The following is a 19,338-nucleotide window of genomic DNA, read 5'->3' as shown; positions in this document are numbered from 1 at the left end:
GCTGGGCATTATAGAAATAGGCGCTGTTTTTGCAAAGCAATTTTTCAACAGCGCCTGAGGAGACTAGGCAAACAGGCTCAATAAACCGTTGCTGGCAATGGCTCTGCCTGCTTCAATTTCATCAAGAATAGTGTTGGATGCATCGTTTGTCGCGCTATCGGCGTGGTCTTGGCCACGACTATTGCCGCCGCGATTTTGCTCGCCGGCCGTTTGAAAGGACTCGCGTCCCGGTCTTTGTTCGGATTGTTGCTGGGAAACGTTAACATCCGCCAAATTCAAGTTTTGCCCGCCCAACATTTCCCGCAGTTTGGGAATAGCCGCCTCTATGGCGTCCCTGACCGCCGCATGCTGGGCGGTGAAGACCACACTGGCTTGGTCCTGATTCACATCGATCTTGATAGAAATAGGCCCCAGATGCTCCGGGTTCAAGCGAATTTCGGCGGAAGGCACCGCTTGCTTATGCATCCACAGCAATTTTTCGCCCAAATCGGTGTTCCATTCCGGATGAGTTAAATGTTTTTCTATCGCCGGCGCAGGTGTTTGCCCGGCATTATTTACCGATTTATTCAGCTGGGCGATGTCGGCCGTCATTCTCGACAAACCCACGTCAGCCTCGCTACCGCCAATTTGATTTTTGGTTGTATTGCTCTGTTCGCTTTGAAATGCGTTAGCCGCGCTGTCTTGCGAAAATTGCTGAGACGCGCCGTCCTCGGCGTCCAGTGCTTTGGCAAAACCACCTTCCGCTACCAACCCTCTGCGCCCTTCTTCCGCGCCGTTCAATGCCGACAGCGCTTCTTTTTTGGCATCCATACCCAACAGTTCAGGGCTGTTTTTGATAGCAGACATCGCCTCGCTGGTTGCTACCGCGGATTTTAGTACCTCGTTAACACTATTCACGCTATCCGCAACCGGCAAGGGCTGAGCCTGCATCCCCGCCAGCATCGCTGCATTCTCTACCTGCTCATTTGCGGTCTCGGTATTTTCTGCCGCTATCTCGGCAAAGTTATCTTGATTTGCCGAGACAGCCGGTAACACCGGGGTTTGTTGCTCGGTAACCGTAGCAGCCTCCAAGCCTTGCAGATATTGCAACACATCCGCCAAGGCTTGCATGGTATCGTCCAGATTAATATCCTGACCCAGCTTGGTTGCCGTCGGCAAACTCTTGCCGAACAGAGCGGTAAAATCCTGCATGCTTTGGCTATTCAGGGCGTCCGCCCCCAAACCGCCCAGCTGCTGCAAATTCGCCAATCCGGCATCACCGGCTGCGCCCTTGCTCAGCAAGCTATTCTGCAATTGCGTTAGTTGCTCCAGCAACGCCGCCGAAAACCCCCCGCCGCCGCCTTCACTCAGCAGACCCGCAGTAGCAGAACCGGCACCTTCGGCGGAGGACAATAGAGACAGCGGATTTAAACCTTGGATATTCATGGCATTTCTCCTGATATTTTTGTTTACTCAAGCACTTCCCGTGCCATCCTTACGTCCTGATCGCGCAGCCCGGTCGTCTTGCTCGGCCTGTTCGCGTTTTTGTTCGACTTTCATTTCCTCAACTAACGCCAAATCACTGACTTTCTGCAAACTTTTGGTACGTTGATGCGCATCTTCCCAGCGCTTGCGCGCCCGCTGCACCTCGCGCTCGTGGTTGCTGACCGTCTGCTGCTGGCTTTCGATGGCCTGGTCGAGCTTGTCGGCAAAGGCCCTGAACTCCATCAACTGGCTGATATTGATACCGGCCTGCTGTCTAAGGGCGAATTTACCTAAATAATCCAGACGGTAACTTTGTAGATTTTCAAGCTGGGCTTGCTGTTCTTGCAGTTTTTGCTGGCTGATGCCCAACGCCTCCAGAGCGTCACGTTCCTGACGCGCATGCAGGTCGATGATGACTTTCAGACGCTGGGACTTTTTCATCAACTAGCCAGCAGTTGCGCTAACTCGCTCAGACTCCGGCTCAAGTCCACCGATTCATCCATGCTTTGTTGCAGAAAATCCATGATCGCCGGATTTTTTTCTATCGCCTTGTCGATGCGCGGATCGGCTCCCGGCCGATAAGCACCGACGCTGATCAAATCCTTGTTCTGTTGGTAGGTGGAATACAAACGCCGCAAATCCCGCGCCATTTGCAGATGCTCCGGCTCTATGATGTCCGGCATCACCCGGCTGATCGACGCTTCAATATCGATTGCCGGATAATGACCGGACTCGGCCAAGGATCGCGACAACACCACATGGCCGTCCAGCACCCCCCGCGCCGCATCGGCAATCGGATCGTTGGTATCGTCGCCTTCCGCCAATACCGTGTAAAACGCGGTAATCGAACCACCGCCTTCGTCGCCGTTACCGGCACGCTCCACCAGTTGCGGCAATTTCGCAAACACCGACGGCGGATAGCCCTTGGTAGCCGGCGGCTCGTCTATCGCCAAAGCGATTTCCCGATACGCCTGGGCATAACGGGTCAAGGAGTCCATCAGCAACAACACATCCAGGCCCTGGTCGCGAAAATATTCGGCGATACTGGTCGCCAACAACGCGCCATGCACCCGCATCAGCGGCGAATCGTCAGCTGGCGACGCCACCACCACGGCTCGGCGCAAGCCTTCTTCGCCAAGGATCTTCAGTACAAATTCGTTGACCTCTCTGCCCCGCTCGCCAACCAGACCAACCACCACCACATCGGCGTTGGTGAACTTGGTCATCATCCCCAGCAACACGCTTTTGCCGACGCCGGTACCGGCAAACAAGCCCATACGCTGACCCCGACCGACGCTAAGGATGGCATTGATGGCCCGCACGCCAACATCGAGTGCCTCGCGGATCGGTTTGCGGCTGAGCGGATTGATGGTGACGCCGGCCAGGGACACCTTGGCATCGGTATCCAGCGGACCTTTGCTGTCCAACGGCTTACCAGCACCGTCGAGCACCCGGCCCAACAGACCGAAGCCAACACTCGCTAGACTGTTCTTACCCATCGGAATCACCCGACAGCCGGGTTCCAGACCATGCGTATCGCCGGTCGGCATCAAAAATAATCGGGATCCGCCAAAACCGACCACCTCGGCCGTAATGATCTTGCCGGATTTGGTAATTACTTGACACAACGAACCAATCGCCGCCCGGCAGCCTTCCGCTTCCAGCGTCAAACCCACCATACGCGACAATTTCCCTTCAACCACCAACTCCAGCGGGTCCGCAGCCAGTCTTTCCCGGTATGGCTGCAAGCGCGCCAGCCACACATCTGAACGATCAACACTGGGGGTCATCGCCCAAAATCCTCACGGCGCTCGCCGCCCAGTACCGTGGCGATCACTGCGGCCACACGGCTTTCGACGCTGGCATCGATTCTCGACACTTCGGTTTCAACGGTGCAACCGCCACGGCTTAATAAAGGATTTTCCTGCAAGCGCCAGGGCGGCATATTTTCATCGAGTTTTAACGCGGTGCGGACCAAGGCCGCATCTTCGGGATGTAAGTTGACGGTGACTTTCTGAGATGCGAGCGGCAAGGCATTGATCGCCTCTCTGACCACGCCGACGATCTCGCCGGGTTCCAACTTCAATTCCCGGCGGATTAATTGACTAGCAATGGCGATGGTCAATTTCACCAACTCCTGCTCGACCGATTCGTCGAGTTGCTTGAAGGGCTCACTGAGCGCTTCCAGCAAACTGGTGAGCTCGGCTGCCTGTTTTTGCAGCAAATGCAGGCTTTCTTCATAACCTTGCTTGCGCCCGGCCTCAAACCCTTCTTTTTGTCCGTCCGCGTAGCCTTGCTGCTTACCTTGCTCAAACGCTTCGGCATAGGCCTGCTTCTGAATTTCTTCAATCTGCTCGGCCGTCAGAACCTCGGTCACGTCTTCCAATTCGACCGCTTCGGAACGCGGGTTACTGAAATCCTGCAAATTAGTCCAGCGATCCAGAGCTTGCAGCTCGGACTCGGAAAACTTATTGCTCTTAGACGAACTCATCGCCACCGCCACTGCCGCCCAAAGCTATTTCACCGGCATCGGACAAGCGTTTGGCTATCGCCAGAATATCTTTTTGCGCTGCTTCCACTTCGCTCAGGCGCGCAGGCGGCGCGGCTTCCAAATCGTCGCGCAGCATTTCAGCCGCGCGTCTGGACATATTGGCGAAAACTTTGTCACGTAAACCGGTTTCCACACCGCGCAGAGCCAGCAATAACTGATCGGTGGACACTTCGCGCAACAGGGTTTGAATTCCGCGATCGTCGACGTTGATCAAGTCGCCGAACACAAACATTTTATCCTGGATACGTTGACCCAAATCGGCGTTGGCTTCGTTGATGTCTTGCATCATCGGATCGCTGACACCGCTTTCGATAAAGTTGAGGATGTTGGCCGCCGCGTCGATACCGCCGATTTGCGAGGATTTGACGCCATCGCTGCCGGTCAACTGCTTTTCCATAATGTCGTCCAACTCGCGCAAGGCGGCGGGCTGCACGCCTTCCAGGGTGGCGATGCGCATCAAAATATCGGAGCGCATGTTTTGCGGCAACAAAGTCAGTACGTCGGCGGCCTGATCGGCATCCAGCAAGGACAAAATAATGGAGATGATTTGCGGATGTTCCAGACGGATCAAGTCTGCGATGGAACGGGTATCCATCCACTTCAACTGTTCAATACCCTTGCTGTTCGCACCCAGTAGAATCCGATCAATGATACTGCCGGCTTTATCCGCGCCCAGCGCGTTGGTCAGCATGTTGCGGATGTACTCGTCGGAATCCAGACCCAGGCCGGTTTCGTTTTTGATTTCGATGATGAACTCTTCCAGCACCTCATCGACCATACCCGAGCTAATCGGCCCGAGCTGCGCCATGTTCGAACCGATCAATTGCACTTCTTTCGGTCCCATATGCTTCAACACCGAGGCCGCCCTATCCTGTCCCACCGCCAATAGCAGCAGCGAAGCCCGTTGCGCATGCGTTAATTTCTCTTGATCAGCCATCGTCTTTTAACCAGGTTTTGATCACTTGCGCGACCAATTTAGGATCTTCGTCGATCAGTTTTTGGACATATTCCAAACGTTTTTCGTAGCTTTGTGGGGCTTCGAGTAACAATAAATCTTCAACGCCAGTGGTAATGGTGCGTACTTCGCCGGTTTCCTCATCGACAGAGACCGCGACAGCCACCGGCTTGCCGGTCTCATCGAAGCGGACCACACCGCCGGTAGCTTCCGCGATTGCCTTGGCTTGTTCAAGCGCTTCCAATTGCTCTTCCTTGGCAATCAAGGTGCGCAGACCCGGCCGTAATACTCCCATGATCAGCAGCAAGACTACGGCAACCGCAGCCAACTGTTTCAGCGCACTGGCAAACCAGGCTTGTTCCCAGATAGGTTCGGAAGGCACTTCTTCCAATGCATCGGGCAATCTGAATGCCACGTTGGTAACCGTCACCTGGTCGCCACGGCTGTTATCATAACCGACTGCCTGTTTGACCAAGTCGCGAAGTTGATTCAGATCTTCTTGCGAGTATGCAACTAGCGTAGCTTTACCGTCGGCTTGCACCACTTTTTTATCGTCAACCACCACCGCCACCGACAAGCGTCGTAAGGCACCGGTAGCCAGTCTAGTATGGGTAATGGTTTTATCCAGTTCGTAATTACGGGTGGCGGTTTTGTTGGACGAGCCGGAACCGGATTCCGCGGCAGCTTGTTTTTCCTGGCCGCTGGCCACTTCCGGCGCTGTGCCGGTAGGAGGCGGCTGATTGGACAACGCGCCGGGTACACCTTGCACTTTGGATAGCGAGTTATTTTCTTCCTGGGTTTGCTCGCTGCGCAAGGCTGGCAAATCCGGGTTAAACATTTCCTGGGTTTTTTCGGTGACGGTAAAGTCAACGTCCGCAGAAATTTGCGCCCGCATGCCGTCACCGCCTACCAATGGCGTCAGGATGTTTTCGATCCGTCCACGCAGATGTTCTTCTATATTTTTCTTGTATTCGAACTGCTTGCTGGACAAGGACATGTCTTCGCCGCCTTCCTTGCTGTTCAACAAGCGGCCTTTCTGATCCACGACCGTCACTTGACTGGCTTCCATCAACGGTACGCTGGAAGCGACCAAATGGATAATGGATTCAATTTGTTCTTTTTCGAGGGTGCGGCCTTGATACAGCTCCACCACCACCGAGGCACTGGGCTTTTTACGTTCGCGGACGAATACCGACTGCACCGGAATAGCCAGCAGCACTTTCGCGGATTTAACATTTTGGATGGTTTGAATGGTCAGCGCGATTTCGCCTTCCAATGCGCGTTGGAAACGCATTTGCTCGACATTCTTGCTGGCGCCGAAGCCATTGTCTTTATCCAACAACTCGTAGCCCAAACTGGCGCTACGCGGCAGTCCTTGCGCCGCCAATTGCAGTTTCAGTTCCCGGACATTATCCGCCGGCACCATAATTGCCCCGGAACCGGTTTCGACTTTGTAATCCACATTCAATTTGGTCAACGCGTCAAGAATTTCCGCAGAATCTTTTTCGGCCACACCAGAAAACAGCAAATCGTAAGACGGAGCCTGCGACCACAACACCACGGCCACGCCTATTGCGACGCTGAGTGCCAAACCCAACATCAAACCAAGCTGGCGAACCATTGGCATTTTGCTCAGGCTTTTCAGGGCGGGATGCATTTTGTCGGCGTTCGCCATACTTAATTGGCTATGGGCCTCCATCGGTAGATTTCTGTCTAGTTCACTCATGGCTTATATTCCGCTAGCCTACATTGACATGCCCATCACGTCCTTATAAGCATCCACCAGTTTATTACGCACCTGGAGCATGGCCTGAAAGGAAACGCTGGCTTTTTGCGAGGCAATCATCACTTCCGCCAAACTGACGTCACTCTGTCCCATCTCAAATGATTTAGCCATACCGCTGGCAGTTTGCTGGGTATTGTTCACGGCGTCGATGGATTGTTTCAACATGGCTGCAAAATCGCCGGACGTGTCGCTAGGCTGTGGCTTGGCGCCGGCCTCTATGGACATTGCCCGCATCTGCGCGAGCACTTGGTTAACATTCATATCTGACATGATAATGACTCTTTTAGGTTGCCTTGCTTAGCACAAGCATTTTTCAAGCCAAGATTTAACCTGGTACCATCACTCCCGCTTCCTTCATCCTCGCAATTTTGTAGCGCAGGGTGCGCGGACTGATACCCAGCTTGGCGGCTGTGGTTTTCCGGCTGCCGCTGACATCGCGTAACATTTGCAAAATAATTTTTTCCTCGGCCGAACGCACGCCATCACCCAAGCTGCCGAGCTCGAATTGGTTGCTCTCACTATAGGTTTGCCGCGATTCTACGGCAAGACTTTGCACAGCAGCGGGCAAACTCGGCAAAACCAACATATCTTCCTCAAAAATCAGGTCGTCGGGGCCGATTTGACTCCGGCTTTGCAGGATCAACGCCCGCTGCACCACGTTTTCCAATTCTCTGACATTACCCGGCCAGCTGTATGCAGATAACTTAGTGATTGCCGCCTCGTCAAAGCTGCAAACTGCTTTCCCGGCCGGGCTATGCTTGTTCAACAACTCCAGCGCCAGCGGCAAAATATCGCCAGGCCGCTCGCGGAGCGGCGGAATTCTGAGCGGAAATACGCTCAAGCGAAAATACAGATCTTCGCGAAACCGGCCATCTTGCACATAGTCTTTTAATTTACGATTGGTTGTCGCCAAAATTCTGACGTTCAACGTTATCTTGCGATGACTGCCCAAACGTTCGACTTCTTTTTCCTGTAGCACCCGCAGTAATTTGGCTTGCAGCGATATATCCATTTCGGAAATCTCGTCCAGCAATAGGGTACCGCCTTGCGCTAGTTCGAATTTACCCGGCGCCGATTGAATGGCACCCGTAAACGCGCCTTTCTCGTAACCGAATAGCATCGCTTCCAGCATGTTTTCCGGAATCGCCGCGCAATTGATGGCCTCGAACGGGCCGGCATGATAATGCGAGTTCCGATGAACATAACGGGCCAGCACTTCTTTACCGGTACCGCTTTCGCCCTCCAACAGCATGGTCACATCGGTTTTGGCTACTTTGCTGGCCAGTGCATAAAGCTTTTTCATGCTCTCGTCAGCCACTACTCGCTCGTTAACCACTGGCGCTTGCAGCGTGATCAACGACGCCACCTTATCGACCAACATCCCGGCTTCGAAGGGTTTGATCAAATAATCGGCCGCGCCGGACTGCATGGCTTCCACCGCTTTGGGGATGGTGCCGTAAGCCGTCATCAGCAACACCGGCAACTGCTCGAATTTTTGCTGGATATTCTGCAATAGCTGAAAACCGTCCATCACCGGCATTTGTACATCGCTGACCACCAGCCTGACCGGATATTTGGCTAACTGGCTCAAAGCCTCGATACCGTTTTTAGCGGAGATTACCCGATAGCCTTCAATTTCCAGCGTATCGCATAGCGCCTCGCATAAAGCCATGTCGTCTTCGACGATCAGCACATCATACTGTTTCATAATTTTGCTCCATTTTGGCAACACCTATGGACAGTCCCAGGGTGTATTGACTGATACAAGGCAGGCTCAAGCTAAAACTCGTCCCCTGCCCTAGAGTGGAACGGCACTTGACACTACCGCCATGCGCGCGCGCCACGCTGTCCACCACCGCCAAACCCAGGCCGGTACCGTTGGACTTGGTGGTGTAAAACGGTTCGAATAATTTAGCTTGCTGCGCTTGGGCGATACCGGGACCGTCATCCGTCACCGTTATGTCGATACTGCCTAAATCGCTCCGCCGGACCGTTAAAGCAATTTTGTGCGCACCAGCCTCGGCCGCATTATTGATTAAGTTTAATAGTGCCCCGCGCAGCGCATCTTCATTTCCAAGCAACTGATCGGTGCTGATTCGGTTTTCGATGCTAAATTCGCCCGCAAAACTATCAGCCGCTTCGGCTAGATGCGCCAGCAGCCTCTGCAATGAAAAACTTTGCATCGCCATGCGGCCCTGCTTGGCAAAGATCAGCATGTCGTTAACTTGGCGCTCCAGGTAGTGCAAGCGCTCTAAAATTTTCTCGGAGAACTGTTGGCGTTTTTCATCTGTTATCGAGGGTTTGCTCATTTGTGACGCATACAAAATCGCGGTCGCTAGCGGCGTGCGCACCTGATGCGCCAGACCGGCCACCATTTCCCCCATTGCGCTCAGCTGCTTTTGCTGGGCCAGCGTGTCTTGCAAAGAGCGCAATTCGCTGACATCGGACAATAGAATGATTTGTTCGGCATCGTTACCCAACGAGCTGTGGGTGATATTGACTTTACGACCATCTCTGAGTTGGCGTTCATGCGGCGATTCGAAAACCGGCTGCAAACTGCGCGCCGCCACACTTGACCACAATTGGCCCAGCAAGGGTTCGCCCAAAAAGTCCACTGAATGGGTATTGCAATCGATGATCAAACCGTGAGCATTCAGCACGACCACCGCCGCCGGCAAGGCCGCCAGAATCTGTTGCAAGCGGCTGGCGAGCTTTTCCTTCTCGATCAGCGTGTTTAGTCGCTCGCTACGCGCGGCCTGCAACTCTCGATTGAGTTTGGCCACTTGCTCTTCCAAACCCTGATAGGAATGCGCCAGGTTTTCCGAAAGTTCGTTAAATATCCGGAATGCATCGGTTAAGCGCTCGGTTTTTTGTTGTTGGTGCAGCTCTAAAGTACCCATATTTAGTCGCCTAATTGATTGTCTAGACGCTAACAGCAAAATTTAGACCATTTAAATTTACATCTAAAAACAGCTACTTAAATAAGCACAGTCAAGTTTTTGACGACAAGAAGACTGCCGCTAGTTCCAGACTGGTGACGAATTGGCTTTGCGACTATGCTATGTGCACACTTGAGCAACCCCATTTTCGTTATGCGCAAAAATCCGATGAAATCCAATTTACCTTTAAATAAGCTGTTGCTGATTCTGGCGCTTAACCCCGTGCAGATAAGCTTTGCCGATGACATCCAGGCCGGAAAGTTTTACGAGGAGGCGTTGCAGTCCTACAGAAATCAGAATAACGCCGAAGCCATCATCCAGTTGAAGAATGCGCTACAGCAAAACGAAAGATATGTTTCGGCTCACATGCTGCTTGGCGAAATTTACTTGCAACAGAAATCGTTGACGGAAGCAGAAGTCCAACTCAGCTTAGCCAAACAACTGGGCGCGGATCCGTCTTTAATAGCGGAAAACCTGGCCAAGCTTTACACCTACCAAATCCGCTATAACGACCTACTGAAGGAAATCGATCCAGCGCAGTTTAATAGTGGTTTACGCCCGGTTTTGCATGTTTACCGCGGAAATGCCTATCTGCAGCTCAATTTGATTAGCGAAGCGCTGAACGAATTCGACATTGCATTGCAAATTGCTCCCAACCAGGTTAACGCCGCAATCGGGCGCGCCAATGCGCTGTTAAAGCGCGGTGATATTAAAGGCGCCGATCAAGCCGCAGAGAAAGCCATGCAAATGCAAGCAAATGATGCCGGCGTTTGGTATGCAAAAGGTTCGATTAAGCATGCCAACATGGAGCTGGATGAAGCGCTAAAGTTTTACGATAAGGCGATTGAGCTAAACCCCGCTCATGTAGACACTCGACTTGCCAGAGCAGGCCTTTTAATGGACTTAAAGCGCGACGAGCGAGCACGGCAAGATTTGGAATATATGCGCCAGGCTTATCCATTCGAACCGAAAGCAGCCTATCTGCATGCGGTTTTACTCGAGCGCAATAATCAGAGAGAAGCGGCGACCAAGGAATTGGAAGTGGCGGCCGACATCATCACCGGTATCAAGCCGGAATATTTATCGGCACATGGCCCGACTTTAATGCTCTCCGGCTTGGTTAATTACAGCCTGCAACGATTCGACCTGGCAGCAGAGTACTTGCGACAGTATGTTAAGCAATACCCGGAACAATCAGGTCCGTATAAGTTACTGGCCACCATACTTTTACAAAAAAACGAACCCGAACAAGCCATTGATCTGCTACGCCCTATGCAAATCCGCAATCCACAGGATCAGCGTTTGGCATTTTTACTGGGAAGCGCGTTCATGCAGGCCGGTAAACACGATATGGCCAATAATCTGTTTGGAAAAGCCGCTGCGTTAGGAAATGAGAGTGGCAGCCTGCAAACCGAAATTGGCCTGAACAGATTGGCAATGGGACAGGAACAGGCGGCCGTTCAAGACCTTGAAGTGGCTTTCAAAAAGAATCCGGATGCGATTCAAGCAGGTATTCCTCTCGTGGCACTTTACATGAGCCGTGGTGAGCCTGAAAAAGCGTTAAAAACCGCACAAGCGCTACATGAGAAAGCGTCAAAAAACTTTACACTACTAAATTTACTAGGGACTGCTCAAGTCAATACCGGACAGTACAAACAGGCGCGGCAGAGTTTCGAGAAGGCTATTGAACTGAACCCCAATTTTCTCGACGCACAAATTAACCTAAGTAAACTTGACGTTGGAGAGAACAAACTTGATCAAGCCAGACAGCGCCTGCAAATCTTGCAGCAGAATTACCCGGGCGACATAGATATTCTTATTGAATTGGCCAAAGTCGAACAAAGCGCCGGACGTTATCAGGCAGCCAATGATTGGCTAGCAAAAGCGAAGATGATGGACCAAAAGTCATTACCGACACTTTTGGCTTTGGTTGAGCTAAATCTGAAGATGGGCAAAGCTGCTGAGGCTAATGCCGCCGCACAAGCTGCGGAAATGATCGACAAGAACAATCCTCAGGTTATCGACGCCCTGGCTAGAAGCTACTTAGCTAACAACAACAAGGAGAAAGCCTTAGGAGTGTTTATCCGCATGGCAGACCAAGCCCGGTTTAATGTCAAACAACTTTACAAAGCTGCTCGTTATCAAATAGATGCAGGCGATTATTTTGAAGCTATAAAGACCTTGAAGAAAGCAGTTTTGGTTGACGAAAATCATATACCTTCGCAAATTGCCTTGGTGGAAATGGAACTGAACCATGGGAAACCGGTATTTGCATTAAGCCGCGCAGAAAGCCTGCTAAAACAATATCCAAAGCGCGCTTTTCCTCACCGACTGTTGGGAAACATTGCCGATCATGACAAAAACCTTAGTTTGGCTAACAGTCATTACCAAGCGGCTTTTGAGTTGGAGCCGGACACAACGTCATTGATGCTGCTCTATGAAAACTTAAAAAAAATCGACCAGCCCGACAAAGCCTTTAATTTACTGGATCAGTGGATTAAAAAGCACCCTCAAGACCAACTGCCGATGGCCGCCTTCGCGGACGAATTACTGAAAAGCGGAAAATTTAAAGAGGCAGAAAAGCACTACGTTGAACTATTGAAACAATTTCCCAATGAACCGCAGTTCCTAAATAACCTTGCCTACGTGTATCTAAATACCGGCAACGACAAAGCCTTATCCCTTGCCGAGCAAGCCCATAAACTTGCACCCGATCAACCGTCTACTAACGACACATTGGGCTGGATACTGGTAAACACCGGACAGATTGAGCAAGGCCTTCATTATTTGCGAAACGCACATTCGTTACTTTCCCAGGATCCTGAAATTCGCTACCACATCGCTGTTGCACTAAATCATTTGCAACGCAAGGATGAGGCTAAGCAAGAATTGGAAGAAGCACTAAAGACAAATACCGGATTCAATGGTCGTGAACTAGCAAAAGCTCTACTGGAACAACTCCGCCCATAGTGCATTTTCTAAAATCTGTCGTAATTTTTTACAGTATGGACAAATTCTACTTTTGTTGAGTAACAAAAAAAACATAACAAATTGTATTTAAATGAAATTATAATTATGGCGCATTACATGCATGTTGTTGTTCAACCCGTGCTTCTTTGTTTATGGCCAATAGTACAATAGTTATTTCCAGACCGACGAAGACAATAGCGGCAAATGAAAATCGAAAAATGTGAGGACATTATGACCCGGAAATATTTGGCTATGACAGCCTTGTTGCTAGCGCCGCTTGCAGCTAACGCTACTCAGTGGAACCTCTCCAGCACAATACCAGCCGGCATCACGAGCATCAACGCTTATTCGGTCGGAACAGCTGCTACATCAACATTTGCGGCTGCAAGTTGGTCTAGTTATTCCGGTGGGCTAGGAGTAAGAACCTTGTCCCCGTCTCTTGAAAGCACCACCTCGCCAGAGCACGCAGTAGATAACGTAGGCAGTATCGAAGCCTTACTTTTTCGGTTCGACACTAGCACCATTTTGGATAAACTGAGCATAGGCTGGCCATCTCCGACTGCTTACGACTCAGATATTTCGGTCCTGAGATATACCGGTACTTTGACGAATAACGCGCTTCCCACTGATAGAAATATTACCGGAGAAAAAATTTCCGACCTGATTACAAGAGGATGGGAATTCGTCGGTAGTTATAATGCAACTCAAGGTGTTGTAGAAGACATTAATCCAAACAACTTATCTTCTAGCTTTTGGCTGATTAGTGCTTATAGCAGCAGTTGGGGTTCAGGCTTGGGTGAATCTAACGTTGATGGCGGTAACGACTACTTTAAACTATCCCAACTCGTTGGCACAGCTGGCGGTGGCGGCGGTGGCGGTGGTGTCGGTAGCGTTCCTGAGCCAACCAGCTTGTTATTATTGGCTAGCGGCATGTTGGGCTGGAGAGTGAATCGTAAAAGCCATGCTGTAGCCGCTTAAAGCGACTTAAACTCAACAATAAAAACCGCCTTCCGAATTTTACCGGAAGGCGGTTTTTTTATGTGGCAAGCTTTTTAATACAGCTCAAGGATATAAAGCAACAGCCTCTAAAGACTGATACTCGGGCAACCCAAACATCAAATTCATATTTTGCACCGCCTGCCCCGACGCTCCTTTCACCAAGTTATCAATCACCGACAAAATCACCACCGTATCGCCGCCTTGCGGTTGATGCACGGCAATCTGACAGCGATTGCTGCCGCGCACATTGCGAGTGTCGGCATGACTGCCATTAGGCAACACATCCACAAATCTTTCTTCGCGATACTTCTCCTCAAACAGACTTTGCAAATCCAGCTTCCGGTTTAAACGCGCATAAAGCGTCGCGTGAATACCGCGTATCATCGGAGTCAAATGCGGCACGAAAGTGAGACCAACCGCCTGCTTGGCGACATTTTGCAAACCCTGTCTGATTTCCGGCAAATGTCTATGCCCGCCGACCGCGTAGGCCTTAAAACTCTCGCCTGCCTCGCTCATCAACGACGATATTTCCGCTTTGCGCCCCGCACCGCTGACACCGGATTTTACATCGGCAATTAAATGATGCGTGTCTATCGCACCAGACTCCAGCAAAGGTAAAAACCCAAGCTGTACCGCAGTTGGATAACACCCCGGACAAGCGATCAAGCGCGCTTGTCTAATTTGTTCGCGATTAACCTCCGGCAAACCGTAGACAGCCTCGGCGATCAAATCCGCACTGGCATGCTGCATGCCATACCATTTTTCCCATTCTTGCCGGTCTTTAATCCGGAAATCGGCAGACAAATCGATGACTTTGATGCCAAGCGCCAGCAAGGCCTCAGCCATCAGCATGGCGGTGCCGTTTGGCGTGGCGAAAAACACCACATCGCAGTCTTTTAAATTATCCAACTCCGGCAAGGTAAAGCTCACATCACAGTAGCCTCGTAGACTCGGATACAACTGATCCACTCGCAGTCCGACATCAGCGCGAGAAGTCACTACGCTAACTTCGACCTCGGGATGCAATACCAAAATTCTTAACAATTCGACGCCGGTGTACCCGGTTCCGCCGACAATGCCTACACGTATCATGAATGCTCTCGTTGAAAATATACTGTTAGTCAAATGCGGCGCATATAATACGACACTATCCCCGCAAAGCTTAACATCATGCGCGCCATCGATATCTATCGCACCGCCGAGTTCACCGACTTAATCGAAACGGATCAGCCACTGCCCTCTCCCGGCTCGGATCAAGTCTTGATAAAAGTGCTTGCAGCCGGCGTAAACCGCCCGGACCTCATTCAGCGCAAAGGCCTGTATCCTCCACCGCCAGGCGCATCCACTGTTCTCGGCTTGGAAGTGGCCGGCACTATCGAAGCAATTGGGAGCGAAGTAACTGGATTTAAAGTTGGCGACCCGGTTTGCGCATTGTTGACGGGCGGCGGCTATGCGGAGTATTGCCTAGCAAGCGCCTGTTGCTGTCTGCCCATACCGAAAGGCTTGAGTTTTATTCAAGCCGCCGCGTTACCGGAAACTTTTTTTACAGTCTGGAGCAATATTTTCGACCGCGCGAAACTGCAAGCCGGCGAAAGCTTGTTAATACATGGAGGTACCAGCGGTATCGGCACCAGCGCCATTCAACTCGGCAAAGCCTTTGGCGCCCAAGTCATCGTCACAGCCGGCAACGACGAAAAATGCCGGCATTGTGAAAAATTAGGCGCGGATCTGGCGATTAATTACCGGCAACAAGACTTTATGGAAGCCATTTTGCAATACACCAACGGCAGAGGCGTCGATGTAGTTTTAGACATGATCGGCGGCGACTACTTCCCCCGCAACTTGAAATGTCTGGCTATCGATGGCCGACTACAGCAGATAGCCATCCAACGCGGCGGCAAGAGCGAAATCAATTTAGCATCCGTGCTGATGAAACGGCTAACCATTGCCGGCACAACCTTACGTCCCCGCAGTGACGAGTTCAAGGCTAAAATAGCTGAGCAGTTGCTTGAAAAAGCCTGGCCGCTACTGGAATCCGGCCAACTGAAACCCATCATAGATTCGGTTTTTCCGCTGGCCAAGGCTGCCCAAGCCCACGAACGTATGGAAAGCAGCCAACATATCGGTAAAATTATTTTGGAGGTATAAGCATGTCCTACACCACGCTGGTTTCCGCAGAGACTTTAGCTACTAACCTTAACAACCCGGATTGGCGAATATTCGATTGCCGATTCTCTCTGGCCGATGTGACTGCTGGGCAGAAAGCCTATCGACAGGGCCATATTCCCGGCGCTCGCTATGCCGATTTAAACCAGGATTTGTCTTCGCCAGTTCGATCCTATACCGGTCGCCATCCCTTACCGGACTTTAGGGTATTAGGCAAAAAGCTAGGCGATTGGGGCGCTAACAATCGTAGTCAAATAGTGGTGTATGACGATGCCGGCGGCGCGTTTGCCGGCCGCATGTGGTGGCTGTTGCGCACAATGGGCCATAGTTATGTGGCAGTGTTGGACGGCGGATTTGGACATTGGAAAAAACAAGGCTTGCCGGTCACAACCAAGTTACCACAGATTACCGCAAGCCAATTCCGCATCTATCTGGACAATCAACAATGGCTCAACGCCGATCAAGTTACCGACGGTCTGGCGACGCGAAAAATCGCCCTGATAGACGCCAGAACGCCTGAACGCTTCCATGGCCAACAAGAACCGATAGACCCAATAGCTGGCCACGTACCCAAAGCGCTGAACAGGCCCTTACAAACCAATCTGGATAAATCCGGATTATTTTTACCCGCCGACCAGTTACGCCAACAATTTAGCAAACTGCTTGCTCCTTACCCGGCCGAGCAAGTAGCACATATGTGCGGATCAGGCGTGACAGCCTGCCATAACCTGTTAGCGATGGAAATTGCAGGACTAAGTGGTTCGAAACTTTACGCCGGCTCCTGGAGCGAATGGATCACCAACCGGAATAGACCCGTCGCAACCGCTTGAATGGTCTCATCAAAGATAGCAAACATGTTTAGAGGATTTCTCTAAACCAGTTATTAATTGAGAGGGAAGACAAGACGCTGAACACATTCAGCGTCTTAAGCGAAGGTTTAATACTTAAGCCTGGAATGGATTTTCCAAGACTATGGTTTCGTTCCGGTCCGGGCCGGTAGACAAAATCGTTACTTTTACGCCAACCAACTGCTCAATTCGGGCGATATAGGCTTTGGCGTTTTCCGGCAATTGCGCAAAATCGGTGACGCCAGCCGTAGTGCCCGTCCAACCCGGCATTTCCTCAATCACTGCTTCACACGCTGCATACTGATCTGCGCCTAGCGGCGCTGTTTCAGTGATTTGACCGTTAATCTTGTAAGCGGTGCAGATCCCAATTTTATCCAGACCGTCCAGCACATCCAGCTTGGTCAGACAAATACCACTCAAGCTGTTTAATTGCGCTGACTTACGCATGGATACCGCATCGAACCAGCCACAACGACGTTTACGGCCAGTGGTGGCACCAAACTCGTGACCTTTCACACCCAAATGCTCGCCATAATTATCAAGCAATTCGGTCGGGAACGGGCCGTTACCCACTCGAGTGGAATAGGCTTTGGTGATACCCAACACATAATCCAGCGCCAAAGGCCCAACGCCGGTGCCGGTGGCAGCGCCACCCGCCGTAGTGTTGGACGAAGTGACATAGGGGTAAGTGCCGTGATCTATATCCAGCAGTGCACCCTGCGCGCCTTCGAACAACACGTTCTCACCTTGGTTTTGATAGCTGTAGATAGCCTCGCCGACATCGGTAAGCATCGGCTTGATGATCTCACCCAAGCGCAAGGTGTTCGCCAGCACCGCGTCATAATCCACAGGCTCGGCGTGATAATAATGGGTCAACATGAAATTGTGATATTCGACCAGCTCCTTTAAGCGGGCGGCAAATTCCTCGCTGTTGCGCAAATCACCGGCACGCAAGCCGCGTCTGGCGACCTTGTCTTCATAAGCCGGCCCAATGCCGCGACCTGTAGTACCGATAGCTTTGCTGCCACGGGCTTTTTCGCGGGCCTGATCGATAGCGACGTGTATCGGCAGAATCAACGCGCAGGCTTCGCTGATTTGCAATCTATGCCGAACCGGAACGCCGGATTTTTCCAGAATCTCGATTTCCTTCAATAGCGCTTCCGGACACAACACCACACCGTTGCCTATCATGCATTGCACGCCTTCGCGCAAAACCCCTGAAGGGATCAGATGCAACACCGTTTTTTCGCCGTTAATCACCAAGGTGTGTCCGGCATTGTGGCCGCCTTGAAAGCGCACCACCGCAGCGGCTTGTTCGGTTAAAAGATCGACCAGCTTACCTTTACCTTCATCGCCCCATTGCGTGCCGATAACAACAACATTCTTTCCCATATTATCTAACCTTAAACTAGTGGTTTAACGACAGCTTATTGATCTAACGACAGCTTATTGACTTAACAACCCAGCGTTGATTGTGTTTTTCTAAAATAGCATTGCAGCCCTGTTGTTCGGCGCCGCCCTGTTGTTCCGGCAGATGTTGAATCACCGCCACACCTTGCGCACGCAAATCTCTGACGGCTTCCCGCAAATCGGTGTCTTCCGCAAACGGTGCATACACCACCTGCGCCGCTTCGTCATCGACTTTAAACATGCCCGCCAATACTTTTAAATCCGCGCTGAAACCGGTAGCGGCTCGCGCTCGGCCAAATACTTCGCCGATGTTATCGTAACGGCCGCCGCGGGCGATTTCCTTGCCTAGAGCAGGCACGAACGCCGCGAACACCATGCCGGTGTGATAGTGATAACCCCGCAGCTCGGCTAAATCGAAACTCACCGTCAAGGCCGGGAAATCGCGGCGTAATTTAGCGGATATGCCGTGTAAATCGGCCAAAGCGCCAGCAATTTCATCGGCACCGGCAAAACCGGTTAATAATGCTTTAGCCTTGTCCAGTATATCCCTTCCGCCATTCAGCTTCGGCAAGGCATTGAATATGTCTTTGTAGCGTGCGTCAATCTCAAACTCGGCAAGCAATTCCGCCAATTCGGTTCTGGCCTTGCGTTGCAAAACGTCGAACAATTCGGCTTCCTGTTGCGGATTTAGACCGGCATGTTCGGCCAAGGCCCGATAGATAGCGACATGCCCCAAATCCAGATGCACATTTTGCAAACCGCTGATCGCCAGCATTTCCAACATCAGCTGGATCACTTCGTAGTCGCTTTCCAAGCCGGCATGACCATATAGCTCTGCGCCAATCTGCATCGGGCTGCGGCTTTTTTCCAAGGGATCGCCCAAGGTATGCAGCACCGTGCCGGCATAGCACAGCCGGGTTGGGCCGTCGTGCTGAAAGTGATGCGCATCGATTCGGGCTACTTGCGGCGTCATATCCGCCCGCACACCCAACATTTCTCCGCTCAATTGATCGGTCAGCTTAAAAGTCTGTAAATCCAGGTCATGCCCGGAGCCTATCAACAAGGAATGCAGAAAGTCTACAAAGGGTGGAATAACCAACTGGTAACCCCAGCAGGCAAAAGTATCCAGCAGCTTTCTGCGCAACTTCTCAAGATGCGCCGCCTGTTCCGGCAATACTTCAGTAATACCTTCCGGCAATAGCCAGGTGTCTTTTTTTTGCATTTTGTCTGTCTCAAACACAGCAAACGCC

16 protein-coding genes are annotated in these 19,338 nt (G+C 51.5%); 4 read left to right on the top strand and 12 right to left on the bottom strand.

Translation table 11 applies throughout. The annotated features are described in order from the left end of the window. Positions 1-63: 63 nt before the first annotated feature. The 9 genes from NP589_RS09220 to NP589_RS09180 are packed head-to-tail and all read right to left on the bottom strand — an operon-like array spanning position 64 to position 9,656. Positions 64-1,425: a flagellar hook-length control protein FliK gene (locus NP589_RS09220; RefSeq protein ID WP_256606725.1), complete on the bottom strand. Its 1,362-nt coding sequence runs from the start codon at positions 1,423-1,425 to the stop codon at positions 64-66. Positions 1,426-1,452: 27 nt separating this feature from the next. Continuing rightward, positions 1,453-1,905: a flagellar export protein FliJ gene (gene fliJ, locus NP589_RS09215; RefSeq protein WP_256606724.1), complete on the bottom strand. Its 453-nt coding sequence runs from the start codon at positions 1,903-1,905 to the stop codon at positions 1,453-1,455. Continuing rightward, entirely contained in the window at positions 1,905-3,254 is a 1,350-nt protein-coding gene (fliI, locus tag NP589_RS09210; protein ID WP_256606723.1) for a flagellar protein export ATPase FliI, read from the bottom strand. The genes fliJ and fliI overlap by 1 nt, the downstream gene beginning before the upstream one ends. Continuing rightward, positions 3,251-3,955 (bottom strand): flagellar assembly protein FliH, encoded by a 705-nt coding sequence (locus tag NP589_RS09205; protein WP_256606722.1) that lies wholly within the window; start codon positions 3,953-3,955, stop codon positions 3,251-3,253. The genes fliI and NP589_RS09205 overlap by 4 nt, the downstream gene beginning before the upstream one ends. Further along, positions 3,942-4,952 (bottom strand): flagellar motor switch protein FliG, encoded by a 1,011-nt coding sequence (fliG, locus tag NP589_RS09200; RefSeq protein WP_064010454.1) that lies wholly within the window; start codon positions 4,950-4,952, stop codon positions 3,942-3,944. The genes NP589_RS09205 and fliG overlap by 14 nt, the downstream gene beginning before the upstream one ends. Continuing rightward, positions 4,945-6,696 (bottom strand): flagellar basal-body MS-ring/collar protein FliF, encoded by a 1,752-nt coding sequence (gene fliF / locus NP589_RS09195; RefSeq protein WP_256606721.1) that lies wholly within the window; start codon positions 6,694-6,696, stop codon positions 4,945-4,947. The genes fliG and fliF overlap by 8 nt, the downstream gene beginning before the upstream one ends. Before the next feature lie 18 nt (positions 6,697-6,714). Further along, entirely contained in the window at positions 6,715-7,026 is a 312-nt protein-coding gene (fliE, locus tag NP589_RS09190) for a flagellar hook-basal body complex protein FliE (RefSeq protein ID WP_026146905.1), read from the bottom strand. Between the two features lie 55 nt (positions 7,027-7,081). Next, complete coding sequence (locus NP589_RS09185) at positions 7,082-8,464, bottom strand: sigma-54-dependent transcriptional regulator (RefSeq protein WP_256606720.1); 1,383 nt, start codon at positions 8,462-8,464, stop codon at positions 7,082-7,084. Next, entirely contained in the window at positions 8,451-9,656 is a 1,206-nt protein-coding gene (locus NP589_RS09180; protein WP_256606719.1) for a sensor histidine kinase, read from the bottom strand. Before NP589_RS09180 ends, NP589_RS09185 begins: the two co-directional genes overlap by 14 nt. A gap of 156 nt (positions 9,657-9,812) precedes the next feature. On the opposite strand from NP589_RS09180, the gene prsT reads away from it, so the two are divergent. After that, positions 9,813-12,665 carry an XrtA/PEP-CTERM system TPR-repeat protein PrsT gene (prsT, locus tag NP589_RS09175; protein ID WP_371929659.1) on the top strand — a complete coding sequence of 951 codons (2,853 nt, stop codon included), beginning with the start codon at positions 9,813-9,815 and terminating at the stop codon, positions 12,663-12,665. A gap of 204 nt (positions 12,666-12,869) precedes the next feature. Further along, entirely contained in the window at positions 12,870-13,643 is a 774-nt protein-coding gene (gene xdp1, locus NP589_RS09170) for an exosortase-dependent surface protein XDP1 (RefSeq protein ID WP_256606717.1), read from the top strand. A gap of 84 nt (positions 13,644-13,727) precedes the next feature. Here xdp1 and argC read toward each other — a convergent pair whose 3' ends face one another. Beyond that, the gene (gene argC / locus NP589_RS09165) at positions 13,728-14,756 is read right to left on the bottom strand and encodes an N-acetyl-gamma-glutamyl-phosphate reductase (RefSeq protein ID WP_256606716.1); all 1,029 of its coding nucleotides are present in this window, start codon (positions 14,754-14,756) and stop codon (positions 13,728-13,730) included. A gap of 78 nt (positions 14,757-14,834) precedes the next feature. Here argC and NP589_RS09160 point away from each other — a divergent pair, with 78 nt between their 5' ends. Both NP589_RS09160 and NP589_RS09155 read left to right on the top strand, forming a co-directional pair. After that, entirely contained in the window at positions 14,835-15,812 is a 978-nt protein-coding gene (locus NP589_RS09160; RefSeq protein WP_256606715.1) for an NAD(P)H-quinone oxidoreductase, read from the top strand. Positions 15,813-15,814: 2 nt separating this feature from the next. Beyond that, positions 15,815-16,660 (top strand): sulfurtransferase, encoded by an 846-nt coding sequence (locus NP589_RS09155; RefSeq protein WP_256606714.1) that lies wholly within the window; start codon positions 15,815-15,817, stop codon positions 16,658-16,660. Between the two features lie 114 nt (positions 16,661-16,774). On the opposite strand, the gene NP589_RS09150 is transcribed toward NP589_RS09155, so the two are convergent. Together NP589_RS09150 and NP589_RS09145 are read right to left on the bottom strand one after the other, a co-directional pair. Then, entirely contained in the window at positions 16,775-18,070 is a 1,296-nt protein-coding gene (locus tag NP589_RS09150; RefSeq protein ID WP_064038137.1) for an adenylosuccinate synthase, read from the bottom strand. 43 nt (positions 18,071-18,113) lie between these two features. Next, a complete protein-coding gene (locus tag NP589_RS09145) occupies positions 18,114-19,310 on the bottom strand; it encodes an ATP phosphoribosyltransferase regulatory subunit (protein ID WP_256606755.1) in 1,197 nt (398 codons plus the stop codon). Between the last annotated feature and the right edge of the window lie 28 nt (positions 19,311-19,338).

The organism is Methylomonas rosea (assembly GCF_024505055.1).
Taxonomy (GTDB): domain Bacteria; phylum Pseudomonadota; class Gammaproteobacteria; order Methylococcales; family Methylomonadaceae; genus Methylomonas; species Methylomonas rosea.
This window is presented reverse-complemented; position numbering and strand designations above follow the sequence as displayed.